Annotated in this window: 13 protein-coding genes; all 13 read right to left on the bottom strand. The window is 69.2% G+C overall.

What is annotated here, in order from left to right; all coding sequences use genetic code 11:
* Positions 1–135: 135 nt before the first annotated feature.
* Positions 136–1,470: a pectate lyase family protein gene (locus IQ210_RS19685; RefSeq protein ID WP_194080346.1), complete on the bottom strand. Its 1,335-nt coding sequence runs from the start codon at positions 1,468–1,470 to the stop codon at positions 136–138.
* A 39-nt stretch (positions 1,471–1,509) separates the two neighbouring features.
* Positions 1,510–2,307, bottom strand: coding sequence for a rhamnogalacturonan acetylesterase (locus IQ210_RS19680; protein ID WP_194080345.1), 798 nt, complete (start codon positions 2,305–2,307; stop codon positions 1,510–1,512).
* 100 nt (positions 2,308–2,407) lie between these two features.
* Positions 2,408–3,751, bottom strand: a complete 1,344-nt coding sequence (locus tag IQ210_RS19675; protein ID WP_194080344.1) for an ABC transporter substrate-binding protein — start codon at positions 3,749–3,751, stop codon at positions 2,408–2,410.
* Between the two features lie 97 nt (positions 3,752–3,848).
* Positions 3,849–5,843 carry a pectinesterase family protein gene (locus IQ210_RS19670; RefSeq protein WP_194080343.1) on the bottom strand — a complete coding sequence of 665 codons (1,995 nt, stop codon included), beginning with the start codon at positions 5,841–5,843 and terminating at the stop codon, positions 3,849–3,851.
* 33 nt (positions 5,844–5,876) lie between these two features.
* Complete coding sequence (locus IQ210_RS19665) at positions 5,877–7,382, bottom strand: glycoside hydrolase family 43 protein (protein ID WP_194080342.1); 1,506 nt, start codon at positions 7,380–7,382, stop codon at positions 5,877–5,879.
* Positions 7,379–8,224 carry a DUF6807 domain-containing protein gene (locus IQ210_RS19660; RefSeq protein ID WP_194080341.1) on the bottom strand — a complete coding sequence of 282 codons (846 nt, stop codon included), beginning with the start codon at positions 8,222–8,224 and terminating at the stop codon, positions 7,379–7,381. Before IQ210_RS19660 ends, IQ210_RS19665 begins: the two co-directional genes overlap by 4 nt.
* Positions 8,224–9,363: a Gfo/Idh/MocA family protein gene (locus tag IQ210_RS19655; RefSeq protein WP_194080340.1), complete on the bottom strand. Its 1,140-nt coding sequence runs from the start codon at positions 9,361–9,363 to the stop codon at positions 8,224–8,226. The genes IQ210_RS19660 and IQ210_RS19655 overlap by 1 nt, the downstream gene beginning before the upstream one ends.
* Positions 9,360–10,643 (bottom strand): pectate lyase family protein, encoded by a 1,284-nt coding sequence (locus tag IQ210_RS19650; RefSeq protein ID WP_194080339.1) that lies wholly within the window; start codon positions 10,641–10,643, stop codon positions 9,360–9,362. Before IQ210_RS19650 ends, IQ210_RS19655 begins: the two co-directional genes overlap by 4 nt.
* A gap of 484 nt (positions 10,644–11,127) precedes the next feature.
* Positions 11,128–12,021 carry a carbohydrate ABC transporter permease gene (locus IQ210_RS19645; protein WP_194080338.1) on the bottom strand — a complete coding sequence of 298 codons (894 nt, stop codon included), beginning with the start codon at positions 12,019–12,021 and terminating at the stop codon, positions 11,128–11,130.
* On the bottom strand, positions 12,018–12,953 hold the full coding sequence (locus IQ210_RS19640; protein ID WP_194080337.1) for a carbohydrate ABC transporter permease: 936 nt from the start codon (positions 12,951–12,953) through the stop codon (positions 12,018–12,020). The genes IQ210_RS19645 and IQ210_RS19640 overlap by 4 nt, the downstream gene beginning before the upstream one ends.
* Before the next feature lie 99 nt (positions 12,954–13,052).
* Positions 13,053–14,792, bottom strand: a complete 1,740-nt coding sequence (gene araD, locus IQ210_RS19635) for an L-arabinonate dehydratase (protein ID WP_194080336.1) — start codon at positions 14,790–14,792, stop codon at positions 13,053–13,055.
* Complete coding sequence (locus IQ210_RS19630; RefSeq protein WP_194080335.1) at positions 14,789–15,697, bottom strand: dihydrodipicolinate synthase family protein; 909 nt, start codon at positions 15,695–15,697, stop codon at positions 14,789–14,791. The genes araD and IQ210_RS19630 overlap by 4 nt, the downstream gene beginning before the upstream one ends.
* Positions 15,694–16,362, bottom strand: coding sequence for a GntR family transcriptional regulator (locus IQ210_RS19625; RefSeq protein WP_194080334.1), 669 nt, complete (start codon positions 16,360–16,362; stop codon positions 15,694–15,696). The genes IQ210_RS19630 and IQ210_RS19625 overlap by 4 nt, the downstream gene beginning before the upstream one ends.
* Between the last annotated feature and the right edge of the window lie 109 nt (positions 16,363–16,471).

The following is a 16,471-nucleotide window of genomic DNA, read 5'->3' as shown; positions in this document are numbered from 1 at the left end:
TCAGCAGGGGGTTTCCTCGCGTGGGGGGTGCCGGGGCGGACGCGCTCGGGATGTGAGCACGATGCGGTCCGCCCCGGCCGTTTCAGGTGGCGGGCGTCAGCAGGCGTTGCCGACACCCGTACGCCGGGCGGGCGTTCAGCAGGCGTTGCCGGCGCCCGCGCGGTGGTCGACGATCGCCGGGACCGCCTTGACCGGGTCGACCTTGGTGCGCAGGGTGGGCGTCCAGCCGGCGCCGGACTCCAGGGTCTCGGCCGGGATCTCCGCGTTGTGGACGGCGATCAGGTCGGTGACCTCGCCGTTCACGGTGTTGTCGGCGGCGGTCAGCGGCGACACGTTCCACCGCTTGAGCACCTTGGCCGCGCTGATCCCCTCCGGCAGCGTGAACGCGTTGTGCTCGGCGACGAGTTGGGACTCCTTGCCGATGCCGAAGCTGTAGGCGTAGTCGTCGTTCGCCACGAAGTGGTTGTTGTACGAGTCGACCTGCCCGAAGCGGACGCGCGGCGCGCGCTCGACCAGGTTCGAGAACAGGTTGTGGTGGAACGTCACCTTCAGGTGGCCCCGGTCGATCGCCGTGGTGGCGGCGTTGTCGCTGTTGCCGATGAGGATCGTCTTGTCGTGGTCGGCGAAGACGTTCCAGGAGGCGGTGACGTAGTCGGCGCCCTTGACGATGTCCAGCTCACCGTCGTGCTGCTGGTAGAGCATGCCGAAGTAGGTCGGCGCGGCACTGTCGGGGTGGGAGCCGTCGGTGAACGTGTTGTGGTCGATCCACACATGGGTCGAGCCGTAGACGACGGCGGTGTCGTACTCGGAGTTCCAGTTGCCCTTGTCGCCGTCGGTCGGGTCCCACTGCGGGAAGCAGTCGATCGGGCTCTCGAAGGTCAGGTTGCGGACGATGACGTTGTCGACGCCGGTGATCTGGAGGCTGGCGCCCTTGAAGCCAGCGTTCCTGCCGATGCCGACGATGGTGGTGTTGGCGGGGACGGCGGCCTTGATGACCTTGTTCTGATTGGCGGCGGAAGCGGCCCGCAGCCCTTCCGGACTGTCGGCGGGCTCGGCGCTCAGGTCGGTGTCGAGGCCCCAGGCCTCCGGCGAGTACTTGGCGAGGTAGGCGTCGAAGTCGTACCCGTCGGCGGCGAAGGCGTCACAGCCCTCGGAGACGGCGTCGATGGTGCCCTTGACCTTGATGATCTTCGGCGCGTCGCCGCCGGCGGCGAGGGCGGCCTTGAACTCGGCCCAGGTGGAGACGGTGTAGACGTGATCGGCGTCGGCCTTGGCGCCGCCGGTGGTCCCGGTGCCGTACGACGCCCAGCCGTCGTTGGCCGGGAGGGTCTGCCGGGCGAGGTCACGGCCCTGCGCCTGGGCGCTGGGGCCGGTCACGGCGAGGACGAGGGCGGTGCAGCCGACCACGGCGGCGGCAGCGCGCGCCACCGAGGTCACTGTGACATGCCCATGCCATTTCTGTGCGTTCATTGTGCGGCTCTCTTTTCTCAGGTCGGTGGGTGGTGCCGGTTACGCGGTGGCTTCGGGCCAGGTGATCCAGGACGTGGGGATCTCGTCGTCCAGGCGGCAGACGTCCTGCGGACGCAGCACCCGGGTCCGCAGCAGCTCCCGCACCACGAGCCGCGCCACGGCGATCGCGCCCGGCGGGTTGAAGTGCGTGTTGTCCTGCTCGGTCGCGGTCCAGTTGAAGTACGTCTTGGTCTCCTCGACCCCGAGTCGCTGCCACAGGGCGAGGGACAGGGCCTGGATGTCGAGCAGCGCCACGCCCTCCTCCTCGGCCAGCGCCCGCATCGCCGCCGGGTAGTCGCCGTGGGTCGGCAGGGCGTTGCCGGCCGCGTCGAACTTCCGCCGCTCGACGGAGGTGGCAAGGACGGGGCGGGCACCGTGGGCACGGGCGCCGTCGATGTACAGCCGCAGATAGTCCTGGTACGTCGTCCAGGGCTCGGTGTACCGGGTCGGGTCGGCGGACTTCTCGTCGTTGTGCCCGAACTGGATGAGGAGGAAGTCCCCCGGCTGAATGGCCGCGAGGATCACATCGAGCCGGCCCTCGTCGACGAAACTCTTCGAACTCCGCCCGTTCACCGCGTGATTGGCGACGGGCCGGTCCTTGTGCAGAAAGAACGGGAGTGCCATGCCCCACCCGGTCTCGGGCGCGGCGTCGGCGTATTTCTGAGCGGCGGTGGAATCACCGGCGATGTAGAGAGTGCGATTACGCAATGGAGCGGCCTGAGCGGTACCGGTGGCCGCGAAGGCGAGAGGAACGGCGCCAAGAGCGGCTGCCGTGACCTGACGGCGCGAAATTGACATGCGATGCCCTTCTGCCCCTAGGGGCGCGGGGAACTGCGCGACCAGCCACAACGGCCCGCAGTCCCCCACGAACAGAAACCACCCGAGCTCTGGGGAAAAATCAGCCCTTCTGCGAATTCCACTCCGCCTGGGCGTCGTTCAACTGGTCGGCGAACGTGTCCAGGAAGTCCTTCGCGCTCATCTTCCCGAGCAGCACCTTCTGGAAGTTCGGCTCGTTGTCGGCCTTGGAGATGGTCCCCCAGTCAGGCAGGTAGTACGGCAGCTGAACAATGGTGGTCGACCCGTCGGTCAGCGCCGCGGCGGCGAGCTTCGTGGGCTCGGCCTTGGAGATCCACGCGTCCTTGGCCGCCTCGTTGTTCGCCGGCACCTGCCCCGCGGACTCGTTGAACTTGGAGTTCTCCGCGCGCGAGACCGCGAACTCGATGAACTTCCAGGCCGCTTCCTTGTTCTTGGAGCTCTTGAACAGGCCGACGCCGTCCACGGGGTTGGACACCTGAACCCGCTTGCCGGAGGCGCCGATCGGCTGCGGAATACCGCGGAACTTCTCGACGCCCAGCGACTTCACGTGGTCCTGGTACGAACCCAGGTTGTGGTTGAGCATTCCGATCGTGCCGGAATCCCACTGGGCGACCATCTTGGTGAAGTCGTTGTTGAGGTCGGCGGACGGGGTGTCCTTCTTGTAGAGCGCGGCGTACTTCTCCAGCGCCTCGACGTTCTTCGGGTCGTTGACGGTGGTCTTGTCGCCGTTCCAGAAGGACGTGATGCCGCTCTGTCCGTACATCGCGTCCAGCGCCTGGGCGATGGAGCCGGCGCCACCGCGGATGGTGTAACCGAACTCGTTCTTCTTGGCGTCGGTGAGCTTGTCCGCGGCCTCGTAGAACTTGTCCCAGGTCGTCGGCTCGTCCAGGCCCGCCTTCTTGAACAGGTCGGTGCGGTAGTACAGCACGCCGTTGTTCGCGGAGGTCGGCACCGAGTAGAGCGTGTCGTCGACGCCGCCGGCCGCCTTCAACGAGGTGACCATGTCCTCGTTGAGCTTGCCGTTGAGGGAGGACTTGGCGAGCCGGTCGTCGAGCGGCTCCAGCACCTTCTGCGCGGAGAAGCTGGCGATCATCGCCGCGCCGACACCGCCGACGTCCGGCAGACCGCCGCCCTGGATGGCGGTCTCGACCTTGGACTGGTAGTCCGCGGAGGGGATGCCGACGTACTCGACGTCGATGTCCGGGTTGGCCTTCTCGAAGTCGGCGATGATCGCCTTCCAGGCGTCGGTGCGGACACCGCCGTTGTTGTCCCAGAAGACGATCTTGCCCTTGCCGCTGCCCTCGTCGCCCTTGTCGCCGCCGGTGCCGCTGCCGTCGTCACCGCAGGCGGTGGCGGTCAGGGCGAGGACGGAGCCCAGGGCGACGGCCACGGCGGCGCGCCTGCTTCTGCGGATGTTGATCTTCATGGGTCGGCTCTCTTCTTCTGGATCAAACACTTCTTCGACCGGGTGGAGCTGTGCAGTCGTGGAGCTGTGAAGTTGTGGCGCTATGAAGTTGTGGGGGTCAGTGGCGGGCGTGCGGCGCCCAGCCGTCGCTTCCCGCGAGGTAGTCGGCGACGGTGTGGGCGCGGACGTCCTCGTCGCTCATCTGCGGCCGGTCCGCGGTGACTTCGGCGCCGGGGCCGTAGTTGCGGTACTCGGTGAAGCGCGCGTCCTTCCACGAGAAGCCGCTCATGTCGGTCCACGGCGCGGACTTCACCGCCGCGGGCAGTTCGGTGTCGCGGATCAACACCTGGGCGACGGCCTCCGGTTCACCGCCCGGGTGCCACGGCCGGCCCAGGTGGAAGGACTGGTCCGGCGCGTCGCTCACGACCTTCGACCGGGTGATCAGGAAGCCGTAGGGGTTCCCGGTCCACGTCGAAGCGGCCGTCATGTAGCCGTTGTTGGTGGTCGAGCCCCGGCTCAGCAGCTTGATCACCGAGCGCTCGATCACCGTCGTGGCCCGCCCGTAGACGAAGTCGACGTCGCCCTCGATGTACGAGTCGCGGACGTAGACCCGGCTGACGGTGGTCAGCTTGGGGCTGTCGGTCATCAGGGTGTCCTGGTTGCCCAGGAAGGCGGTGTCCTCGAAGACGATCCGGTCGCCGGTCGTCTTCATGGCGAGGGCCTGCTCGCCGTTCAGCTCGACCGCGGCCTCGTCGAAGTCGTTGCTGAAGGTGAGGTGGCGTGCCGTGACGTCGTTCGCGGCGATCCGCACGGTGGCGCTGCCGGTCGAACCGCCGTACGCGGCGGGTGTGTCGTAGACGATGACGGTGTCGGCGCGATCTTGTCCAGTCCCCTGCAGCACAATGTTCGGCTTGGTCGCGGGGATGTACACCTTGGCCCGGTAGGTGCCGGGCGCGATGGCGACCGTCACAGGCACGGCGTTGCCATCGGGAACGGCGTCCACGGCGGACTGCACGGTCGGGTAGTCGGCCGGGACGTGCAGGGTGACGCCGATCTGCCGCTGCGGCCCCGAGAAGCGCGTCACGAGCGCCGGCACCGCGGCGGCCGGGTCCAGGCGGTAGTCGTAGAACTCGTGCGGGTCAAAGGCCGTACCCCACGCGTCGGTTCGCCCGGTGGTGTTCTTCAGGATCGACCCGCGCTGCACCAACTCGGCCGTGGCGTCGGCCTGGTAGGGGTGCTGGACACCGTCGTAGTAGCTGTTCTCGATGACCATCCTGGTCTTGCCGCGCGCCCAGTTCCCGTACGTCCACACCGGGTCGCCGTCCTTGACCTGCGAGGACAGGTAGTTGTTGTACAGGTGGGCGTAGGCGAGGTTGTCCGCCGAGGGGTTGCGCTGCTTGGTGCCGTTGAACCAGTTGTGGTCGATCGTCATCTCGGTCAGGACGTTGGTGGTCCAGCCGATGCCGAAGGCCTTGTTGTGGTTGGTGAACTGGTTGTAGGAGACGGTGATGTAGCGGCTGTCCTTGCGGATGTCGAGCAGCCCGTCGCCCATGTGCGTGAACCGGTTGTGGTCGATCCAGACGTGGTCGACGGTGTCCATCTGGATCGCGTCGAAGTCGGTCGTCTTGCCGTCCCAGTCACCCTCGACATAGCTGTCGCGAATGGTCAGGTTGCGGATGATGACGTTGCTGGTGCCGGGGTTGAGGTGCAGTTCGCCGTGGACGATCTCGCCGGTGTCGCCGACGCCGATGACCGTCTTGTTCGAGGCCACGACGATGTCCGAGCCGAAGGGCTCGACGGCTATCGACCCCGACACCCGGATGACGTACGGCTCCTCGGCCGCCGCGTACTTGGCGAGCGAGGCCTGGTCGGTGACCGTCACGACCTTGCCGCCGGCCCCGCCGGTGGTGCCACCGGCGAGCGAGGCGAAACCGTGCGGCTGGTCGGTCCACCGGGAGGCGGCGGCCGGGGCCTTCTCAGGCGAAGGCGTGTCGGCTCGTGCCTGCCCCACCGACCCGAGTCCCAGCGCGGCGACGAGGCCGAGCACGGCGGCCAGCACTCTGCCCTGACCGGCTCCCGGTCTCGGCAAGCGCTTGCCCTGGAGTTGCGTCATTGCGGCTCCCAAAAGGCGTCCGTACGAGGTGAGTTACAGAGAGGTGATCCTGAACTGCGTGAAGGTTGCCGCGCCGGCGTGCCCGTTTCCGGTGGGCGCGAGGGCGACGAGGCCGAGCAGGGCGCCGACCCAGCGCCAGGGGGTGGCGGCGAAGACGGGTCCCGAGGGGTGCGGGCCGTCGCCGACGTCGTAGGAGAAGCGGCAGCGGGCGCCCGCGCCGATCTCGATCCGCAGCCGCACCCGCCCTTCGGGGGCGGGTCGGGGGTGGTCGGCGTCGCGTTCGCGCTCGGCGACGCCCTCGGCGAACCGGTGCACGACCTGGACCGTGCCGTCGGAGCCGCGCTCCAGGCCGATCCAGCTGAACGCGTCCCCCAGCACCGTGAGTCCGGCGCGGGCGCCCGGTTCCTCGCTGTCGAGGCGGAGTTCGACCTCGACGGCGGACGGCGTGCCGGGCAGTCGCTGGGTGAGGACGTTCGGCAGCTTGCGCAGGTCGTGCGCGTCGGCCGAGCGGACGCAGGTCAGGCGGAGGCCGTCGCCGGAGTGCTGGGTGGCCCAGCCGTCCTCGGGGTTGGCGGTCCAGCTCCACTGGCGGCCGAAGCGTCCGCCGGGGAAGTCGTCGTCGGTGGCGGGCGCGGCGGGCGACTGCGGCGGCAGATCGGGCTTGCGGTGTACGGCCACGGGGGCGCCCTCGTCGCCGAGGACCGGCCAGCCGTCCTCGTCCCAGCGCATCGGCTGGAGGTGGACGACCCTGCCGTAGGCGCCGCGCTGCTGGAAGTGCAGGAACCAGTCCTCACCGGACGGGGTGCGCACCCAGCCGCCCTGGTGGGGGCCGTTGACGTCGGTGTCCTTCTGCTCCAGGACGATCTTCTCCTCGTACGGCCCGAAGAAGCCGCGCGAGCGGAAGGCGCCCTGCCAGCCGGTCTCCACTCCCCCGGCGGGGGCGAGGATCCAGAACCAGCCGTCGTGCCGGTAGAGCTTGGGACCTTCCAGGGTGAACCAGCCGGGTATCCGGTCGCCGTCGACGATGACCTTGCCCTCGTCGAGGAGTTCGGTGCCGTCCGGGCGCATCCGGTGGCCGGTGAGGCGGTTCTTGACGCCGGAGCGGGACTTGGCCCAGCCGTGCACCAGGTAGGCCTCGCCGGTCTCCTCGTCCCACAGCGGGCAGGCGTCGATGAGTCCCTTGCCCTCCTTCAGGAGGTGCGGGCGGGTCCAAGGGCCCCTGATCTCAGGGGCGTTGATCTGGAAGATGCCCTGGTCCGGGTCGCCCCAGAAGATCCAGAAGCGTTCGTCGTAATACCTCAAGGACGGTGCCCAGACGCCGCAGTCGTGCCGCGGCGTCCTGAACTCGGCCGCCGGTTCCAGGCGTTCGAGGGCGTGACCGACCAGGGTCCAGTTGACGAGGTCGCGGGAGTGCAGCAGCGGCAGGCCGGGGGCGCGGCCGAAGCTGGAGGCGGTGAGGTAGAAGTCGTCGCCGACGCGGAGGACGTCCGGGTCGGACCAGTCGGCGTTAAGGACGGGGTTGGTGTAGGTGGCGGTCACAGGCTCACCGCCTTGCGGATGAGCGCGGCGGCGCCGTGCCGGTCGAGGCGGCCGTCGGCTACGACGGTGACGACCCGGCGGACGAGGGTGTCCCCGGCGGCGATCGGCACCCGCTCGGTGTGCGCCAACGACGAGCCCACGCCCGGGTATTCGGCGGTGCGCACGAACCACGGGTCGCGGCGGGTCTGCTCGGTGGCCCCGGCGAAGACGAGCGTCCAGGTGGAGCCGGCGAGGGCCAGCCAGTCGGCGCGCCGGCCGTGCACCTCGGGCTCCCCGTCGGTGTCGGCGGTGAAGACGTCCGGCGCCTGTGCCTCCTTGCGGGCCCGCCAGAAGAAGCCGCCGTACGCGGCGCCGGGGCGGCCGTTGGTGGCCGGGCTGCCGATCGACAGGGGGCGGTCGGTGACGTTGGTGAGCGAGAACGTGAAGTCCAACGCCCAGGCGGTGTCGGTGAGTTCGCCGGCCGCCACCGTCCGGCGCTCGCGCAGCAGCTCGCCGCCCCCGGCGACCCAGCGCAGCTCCTCCACGAAGCCGTCCGGGTCGCGCAGCTGGAACGCGGTGTGCCGCTGGGCGCCGTGGTTGTCGAGCTCGGTGGGGCCCTGGTCGCGGACATAAGTACGCCCGCCCCAGAAGTTGTGCCCCTCGACGTCGGGAACGGCGACACCGACGCCGAGGTGGTGCAGATGGTCGGCGGGGCTGAGCTCCGTGACAGCCGTGCCGGCCAGGGTGGTGACCGGATGGAGGTAGGGGCGCGGCGAGAGCCGGGGGGCCAGCTCGGGCCGGGTAACATAGCGGCCGACCGGGCGGCCCGCGACGCGCAGGACCGGGGTGTCGTTGGCAGTCATCAGGTGCTCACCTCTTTCGGTAGGGCCCAGGAGGCGCCGAGCTCGGAGAACAGGGCGAGGGTGTCGGCGGAGGCCGCGACAAGGCCGTCGACGCCGGGGACGACCCGGCGGTCGTCCACGAGATGCCAGGCGCTGCGAGGCAGCGGGGCCGGGTCGGGGGCGGTGCGGATCGCCTCGACGACCTTCATGAAGGCACCGGTCACGTCCGGCGGGACGATCAGGTCGGTGCCGTCGGTGAGGTGGTCGACGAGGTTCTCCAGCAGGTCGGTACGGCCGTGCTCGTACTCCTCGGGGCCGTGGCCCGCGCGCTGGAGCAGGACGCGGTCCTGCTTGTACCAGAACGTGATCCGGCCGCGGCTGCCGTGCACCAGGACGTACGGGTCGTCCGGGTGCTCGGCGCACAGCGTCGCCGCGACGGTGACCGGGCGGCCCTGTGCCGTGGTGACGCGGACGCACGAGGTGTCGTCGGACTCGATGTCGTTGGCGCGCAGCAGCTCGGTCTGGATGTCGATGACGTCCTCGGCGCGCGTGGAGCCGTTCAGGGCGAGGCCGGTGGCGACGGCGTGCGCGAGGGGGTTGGTGAGCGCGCCGTCGATGACGTCGACGCCGTTCAGGCGCCGCTTGCCGGCCCAGGGGGCGCGCCGGTAGTAGGACTCCGGGCGGGCCCACGCACCGGCGCCGCCGATCCCGGCGACCGCGCCGATCGCGCCCTCCTCGATCAGCTGCCGGATCGCGGGCACGGCGTGCGAGCCCAGCGACTGGAAGCCGATCTGGCAGACGACCCCGGCGGCGGCGACCCCGTCGGCCATGCGCCGGAACTCGGCGTACGACGGCGCCGGCGGCTTCTCCAGCAGGATGTGCACGCCTCGGCGAGCGGCTTCGAGCGCGAGGTCCGTGTGGGTCGGGATCGGCGTGCAGATCACCGCGATCCGCGCCCCGGTCGAGTCCAGCAGGGCACCGAAGTCGGCGGACTGCTCGGGCGTGCCGAGCCCTTCGGGGATCTCCGCGGCCTCCAGCGGGGTCAGCTCGCAGATGCCCGCGAGCCGCACGATCCCCTTGTCCTGGAGCCAGCGGATGTTCTCCAGGTGCCAGCGGCCGTGGCCGCGCGCGCCCGCCAGGACGATGTCTACGGTGCTCATGGGATCCTCCCTGCGCCCGCGCCGCGTGCCACCTCTCGGTCGGCCGCCTCGGCGCTGTCGATCTTTGTGTGCAGGGTAGGCGTCCAGCCGACGTCGGCCGTGAGGTCGCGCTCGCTGCCGGAGTTGTAGGCGTTGTAGATCGGCAGCAGGTCGACGGGGAAGCCGTTGAAGAGGGTGCCCTCGTCGTGCAGGGCGGCGCCGTTCCAGCTCTTGACCAGGTCGGCGACCTCGATCCGGCCGAGGGTGGTGAAGGCGTTGTTCTGGGCGTAGACGCCGGACTCGGTCGACACGCCGATCGAGTAGCGGTAGTCGTCGGTGGGGACGACGTACCGGTTGTTGTAGACGTGCACCTGCCCGAAGCGGACACGCGGCGCACGCTGTACGACGGACTCGAACTGGTTGTGGTGCAGGGTGACGCGGAGCTTGCCGCGATCGCCGGTGGCCGAGTCGCTGTTGCCGATGAGCATCGCCTTGTCGTGGTCGGCGAACCGGCTCCAGGAGACGGTGACCAGGTCGGAGCCGTTGGTGATGTCCAGCAACCCGTCGTGGCGCAGGTAGTTCCGGCCGAAGTAAGTGGGTTCCTTCTCGTCCGGGTGGCCCTTGTCGCTGAGGGTGACGTGGTCGACCCAGACGTGGTTCGAGCCGGTCAGCCAGATGTTGTCGTACGCCGTCTTCCAGTCGCCGAGGCCACCGGTGTTGGGCTGCCAGACGGGGAAGCAGTCGTAGGCGTCACGCGAGTCGAGGTTGCGGATGATGACGTTGGTGGCGTTCTTGACCTGGAGGTTGGCGCCCTTGAGGACGGCCCCCTTGAGGCCGACGATCGTGGTGTTGGAACCGACGGTCAGCGTGACCCGCTCGGCCTGCCTGGCGGCGGAGGCCTGACGGGCCTCCTCCTGCGGACCGCTGGGCTTGGCGGAACCCCAGGTACGGGGATCGTAGGCGGCGAGGTACTTCTGGAGGTCGTAGCCGTCCGTCGCATAGTCGGCGCAGCTCAGGTGGTCACCGTCGTCGTCGGTGTTGGCGTCGATGGTCCCGGCGATCTTGATGATCTTCGGCGTGGCACTGCCGCCGTCGAGAGCCGCGACGAGCTCGGCCCGGTCGGTGACGACGAAGACATGCTCGGCATCGGCGGCGGCCCCACCGGTGGTGCCCACCCCTTCCGAGGCCCACCCGTCGTTCGCGGGCAGCGTGTCCCGGCTGATGTCCCGCGCGTCGGCGTGGGCGGGCACGCAGAGCACTCCCAACACCCCTGCCGCTGCGGCGATGTGTCGAAGCCTCATGCCCACACCTCCCTGAGCGAGTCCGACGAGTTCGGGTACGGTCCGGCAGCGCTCCGAAGGGGAGCGGAGCTGTATCGATGCGCAGCACCACCGCTGGGCGTGGCCGGCCACGAGTCCCCGGACGACTGAGGGACCGTCGTGATGGCTCCGCCGGAGCGCTTGGCGCCGAACCCGGAGGTCAACAGCGTCCAAACGCGGTCGCCCCGGCCGGCAGCTGCTTCGACAGGACCTCCGTCGACCGCACCCCCCGGTGCGGCAGGCCGGCCATCGGCTGCCGTCGGGATGCCGCGGCAGACGCTCCGCGCGTGCCCGCGGTCGGCGCGGCCGAGAGAATCCGGCCCCAGGGCTCCCCGCACGGTGCGGAGGTGACCCGGCCCTGCACTACCCCGCACGGTCCGGAGGAGACCCGGCCCCGCGCCACCCCGCACGGTCCGGGGAAGCCCCGGCCGGGAGCTGCCCCGCGCGATCACGATCCGGCGGCGCCTCATCCCTTCACCGCCCCCGCGCTGAACCCCGTGATCAGCCACTTCTGGATGAAGGCGAAGACGAGCACGACCGGTACGGCCGCGATGATGCCGCCCGCGGCGAGGGCGCCGAGGTCGACGCTGTCCGCGCCCATCAGGGTGTTGAGGCCGACCGGGATGGTCTGCTTCTCCGGGTTGTTGAGGAACATCAGGGCGAACAGGAAGTGGTTCCAGGAGTGCACGAAGGCGAAGGAGCCGACGGCGATCAGACCGGGCCGCAGCAGCGGCAGGACGACGATCCGGAACGCGGTGAAGCGGTTGCAGCCGTCCACCCAGGCCGCCTCTTCCAGGGACGGCGGCACGTTCTTGATGAAGTTGCTGATCAGGATGATCGACAGCGGCAGCTGGAAGACGGTCTCGGCGATGATCACGCTGCCCAGCGAGTTGATCATCTGGATCTTGGCGAAGATCTCGAACAACGGCACCAGCAGCAGCGCGCCCGGCACGAACTGGGAGCAGAGCAGCCCCAGCATGAACGCCCGCTTGATCTTGAAGTTGAACCGCGCGAGGGCGTAGCCGCCGGCCAGCGCGACCAGGGTCGTCATGACCAGGGTGGCGACGCCGACGAGGACGCTGTTCTGGAAGTAGGTGCCGAATTCACGCTCGGTCCACACCTTCTCGAAGTGGTCGAAGGTCATGGGCCAGGGCACCAGCGAGGTGGACCCGGTCGGGCGGAGCGCGAAGAGCAGGATCCAGTAGAACGGGATCAGGGTGAAGAGCAGGTAGATCCCCAGCGGGAGGTAGATCTGCCAGCGGGGCACGTCGTCCCAGGCGCGCTGCCTGGCCTTGGGCCGGGGCGGCGGCGGGGACTTGCGGGTCTCGGACACGACCGGGGTGGCTTCCTTGATGCTCACTTGTCCTCGCCTCCGAACTTGCTCAGGCGCAGATAGACCATCGAGCAGAAGAGAAGAATCACGAACGCCACCGTGGTCAGGGCGGACGCGTAGCCGAAGTTGTGGGCGTCGACGCTGGTGTTGGCGATGTAGAGCGGGAGGGTCGTCGTCTCGCCGGCGGGTCCGCCGCCGGTGAGGGTGTAGAGCAGGTCGACGTTGTTGAACTCCCAGACCGCGCGCAGCAGCGTGGACAGCACGATCGCGTCCTTCAGGTGCGGCAGCGTGATGTGCCAGAACTGCTTGAGGCGGCTGGCCCCGTCGACCTCGGCGGCCTCGTACAGGTCCTTGGAGACGGACTGGAGGTCGGCGAGGATGAGGATCGCGAAGAAGGGGACACCGCGCCACAGGTCGGCGACGATCGCCGCCGGGAACACGGTGGAGGTGTCCGACAGCCAGCTCGTGCCGTACGACCCGATGCCCATGTCGGCGAGGTAACGGGTGATACCGGTCTGGGAGTTGTAGAGCAGCACCCAGATCGCGGAGGTCAGCACGCCGGAGACGGCCCAGGGCGAGAAGACCATCGCCCGGCCGAGCGCGCGCCCGACGAAGGTCTGGTTGACGATGAGCGCCAGCGCGAGCCCGAACAGCAACTGGAGGCCGACCTCGACGAAGACCCACTTGGCGCTGAAGGTCAGCGTGTCCCAGAACGCCGGGTCGTCGGTGAAGATCTTCGTGAAGTTGTCGAAGCCCGCGTAGCCGTTGCGCCACGGCTTGGTCGGGTTGTAGTTCTGCAGGCTGTAGTAGAAGACGCTGATGACGGGGTAGGCGATGAAGCCCAGCATGAGCAGCGCCGCCGGCGCGATCAGCAGGTACGGGAGCCTGCGCGGGGTGGCGGAGGCACGGCGCCGCCGGGGTGGCGCGGGCGGTTTCGCCACGGCTGCGGCTTGGGCCATGACTGTTCTCCGATCAGTTCAGTACGTGGTGCGGGAAGCGCTTTCTCTTGGTGCAGGGTTGTGCGAAGGCCACGAAGAAACAGGCCGTGGTGCTCGGGATCAGCTCGCGTAGGGGTCCTGCACGGTGCCCTTCCGGGCGAGGAACTCGAAGTCGCAGCCGGTGTCGGCCTGCGTGATCTGCTCGTTGTAGAGGGCGCCGTAGCCGCGCTCGTAACGCACGGGCGGCGGCGTCCAGTCGGCCCGTCGCCGCGCCAACTCGTCCTCCTCCACATGGAGATGGAGGGAACGGGCCTCGACGTCCAGGGTGATCTGGTCACCGCTGCGCACGAGGGCGAGCGGTCCGCCGACGTACGACTCGGGCGCCACGTGCAGCGCGCAGGCGCCGTAACTCGTGCCGCTCATACGGGCGTCGGAGATCCGGACCATGTCCCGCACCCCCTGCTTGAGCAGATGGTCGGGGATGGGGAGCATGCCGTACTCGGGCATGCCCGGACCGCCCTTGGGCCCGGAGTTGCGCAGCACGAGCACACTGTCGGCGGTGATGCCGAGCGACGGGTCGTTGATCGTCCGCTGCATGGTCTTGTAGTCGTCGAAGACGACCGCGGGACCGGTGTGCTTGAGCAGGTGCGGCTCGGCGGAGATGTGCTTGATGACCGCGCCGTCCGGACAGAGGTTGCCGCGCAGAACGGCGACGCCGCCCTCGCTCGCGACCGGGTTCTCCCGGCCACGGATGACGTCGTCGTCGTGGACGACCGCACCCTCCAACTGCCCGCCCAGCGTGCCGTTGACGGTCGGCCGGTCCAGGTGGAGCAGATCGGTGATCCGCGACAGGAAGCCGGGCAGGCCGCCGGCGAAGTAGAAGTCCTCCATGAGGTACGTCTGACCACCGGGCCGCACGTTCGCCAGCACCGGCACGGTACGGGCGATGCGGTCGAAGTCGTCGAGGGTGAGCTTGATGCCGGCGCGACCCGCCATCGCGATGATGTGGATCACGGCGTTGGTGGAACCGCCCAGCCCGAGCACGGTGGTGACGGCGTCCTCGAAGGCCTCACGGCTGAGGATCTCGGACGGCTTCAGCGCGGTCCAGGCCAGCTCCACGGCCCGGCGCCCGGAGGCGGCGGCCATCCGCTCGTGCGCGGAGTCGACGGCCGGGATCGAGGAGGCACCGGGCAGCGTCATCCCGAGCGCCTCGGCGGCCGCGGTCATGGTGGACGCCGTACCCATGGTCATGCAGTGACCGGGAGACCGCGCCAACCCACCCTGCAATTCCCGGAGTTCGCAATCGGTCAGATTCCCGGCGCGATGCTCGTCCCAGTACTTCCACATGTCGGTACCGGACCCGAGCGTCTCACCGCGCCAGTGCCCGGGCAGCATGGGCCCGGCAGGGACGAAGATTGACGGTACGTCAGCCGAGGTGGCGCCCATGAGCAGGGCGGGCGTCGACTTGTCGCAACCACCGAGCAGCACGGCCGAGTCGATCGGATACGACCGCAGCAACTCTTCGGTCTCCATCGCAAGCAGGTTGCGGTAGAGCATCGGGGTCGGCTTCTGATAAGTCTCCGACAGAGTCGCGACCGGAAATTCGAGCGGGAACCCCCCGGCCTGCCACACCCCCCGCTTGACGGCCTCGGCACGCTCGCGCAGATGCACATGGCAGGGATTGATGTCGGACCAGGTGTTGAGAACGGCGACGACCGGCCGCCCCCGGTACTCCTCCGCCTCGTAACCCAGCTGCCGCATCCGGGCGTTGTGCGACCAGGTGCGCAACTGCCCTTCGGTGCCGTACCACTGATGGCTGCGGAGTTGCTCCGCGCTCAACCGCTCTCTGCTGTCCGTCATATCGACCACCCGGCGGCTATGGCGGCGACCTCGTCCCGCTCGTCCTCGGGCAGCGGCTTGCTCGGCGGCCGGACATCGCGGCGGCACAGCCCCAGGGAGGCGAGAGCCTCCTTGACGACGGTGACGTTGTTGGCGGAACCGTTGGCCGCGCGAAGCTCCTCGAAGCGGCGGATCTGCTCCCAGACCTTCATGGCGGCCGGGTAATCACCGGATCGAAGCGCTTCGATCATGTTCAGCGAGACGGCCGGGGCGACGTTCACGAGCCCCGAGGTGAACCCGGTGGCACCCGCAGAGAAGTAGGAAGGGGCATAAGGCTCGGCGAGCCCGGCGACCCATACGAACCGGTCGAGCCCCGCGTCCCGGGCGAAGCCGGCGAACCTCGACGCGTCCGGAACGGCGTACTTCACACCGATGACGTTCGGGCAGAAGTCGGCGAGCTCAGCCAGCCTCAACCCGCTGAGCTGAGCGTTCCGGATGTACGGCACGACACCCAGCTCGGGCACGGCCTCTGCGATGGCACGGTGGTAGTCGACCCAACCACCCTGGGAGACGTACGGATGGACGGGCTGGTGGACCATCACCATGGCGGCGCCCAGCTCCCGGGCATGCCGCGCGGAGGCGACCGCGGTGGGCACGTCATGACCGACACCGACGAGGATCACGGCACGCTCACCGGCCTCGTCGATCGTCATCTCGGTGACAAGCTGCCGCTCCTCCGGGGTCAGGGCATAGAACTCGCCGGTGTTCCCATTGGGAGTGAGCGTGCGCACCCCCCCATCGAGCAGACGACGCAGCAGGGCCCGGTGGGCGTCCTGGTCGACGGAGCCGTCCTCGGCGAAGGGTGTCACCGGGATCGCGACCACGTCGGCCAGGGCGGCCCGCTGGGTCTCGAACGTCGTTGTCATGCCTGACCGTCCTCTCCCTGGGCCTCGGACTCGGCGTCCGGGAAGGCCCGTTGCACGAACGACGCGATGTGCGCGTGGAGGGCGCGGGCGGCGCCGTCGGCGTCACCGTCGAGGGCGAGCCGCAGGATCTCGCGGTGCTCACCGGCCTCCCGCTCCCAGGAAGGCGAGGCCGCCCAGGCGACGGCGGAGACGAGGGCGGCCTGGTCACGGACCTCGTCGAGCATCCGGCCCAGCAGCGGGTTGCCGCACGGCAGATACAGGGCGCGGTGGAACTCCCGGTTGGCCAGCGAACGTTCGGCGGTGTCGGTGGCCTGGTCCGCACGGGTCAGCGCGTCCCGGGCCTCGGCGAGGGAGGCCCCGCGCTTGACGGCCCGCTTCAACGCCTCTGGCTCCAGGAGCAGCCGGACGTCATACACCTCGCGCGCCATGTCCGCGTCCACCATGCGCACCGTGACGCCCTTGTACTGGCTCATCACGACGAGCCCGGTACCGGCGAGGGTCTTGAGCGCCTCGCGCACCGGGGTCTTGGAGACCCCGAACTGCGCGGCGAGGTCGGTCTCGACCAGCGCCTGCCCGGGCGTCAACTGCCCGGTGAGGATGCGGTGTTTGATCGCGTCCAGCACGAACTGCGTGCGGGACGGGATCGGCGTGGGCACAGAGGTCATGCGCGCCTCTCGGAAGTCACGTATCAGATCTCGGGTATCTGATCTCGCGTATCGCGTCTCATATATGACGTACGAAGTACGACGCGTTGAAGGTAGGAGGGGGTAAGGA

The organism is Streptomyces justiciae (genome assembly GCF_015163075.1).
In the GTDB taxonomy this organism is placed as follows: Bacteria; Actinomycetota; Actinomycetes; order Streptomycetales; family Streptomycetaceae; genus Streptomyces; species Streptomyces justiciae.
Note: the sequence above shows the minus strand (reverse complement) of the source record. Positions and strands in the feature narration are given on the sequence as shown.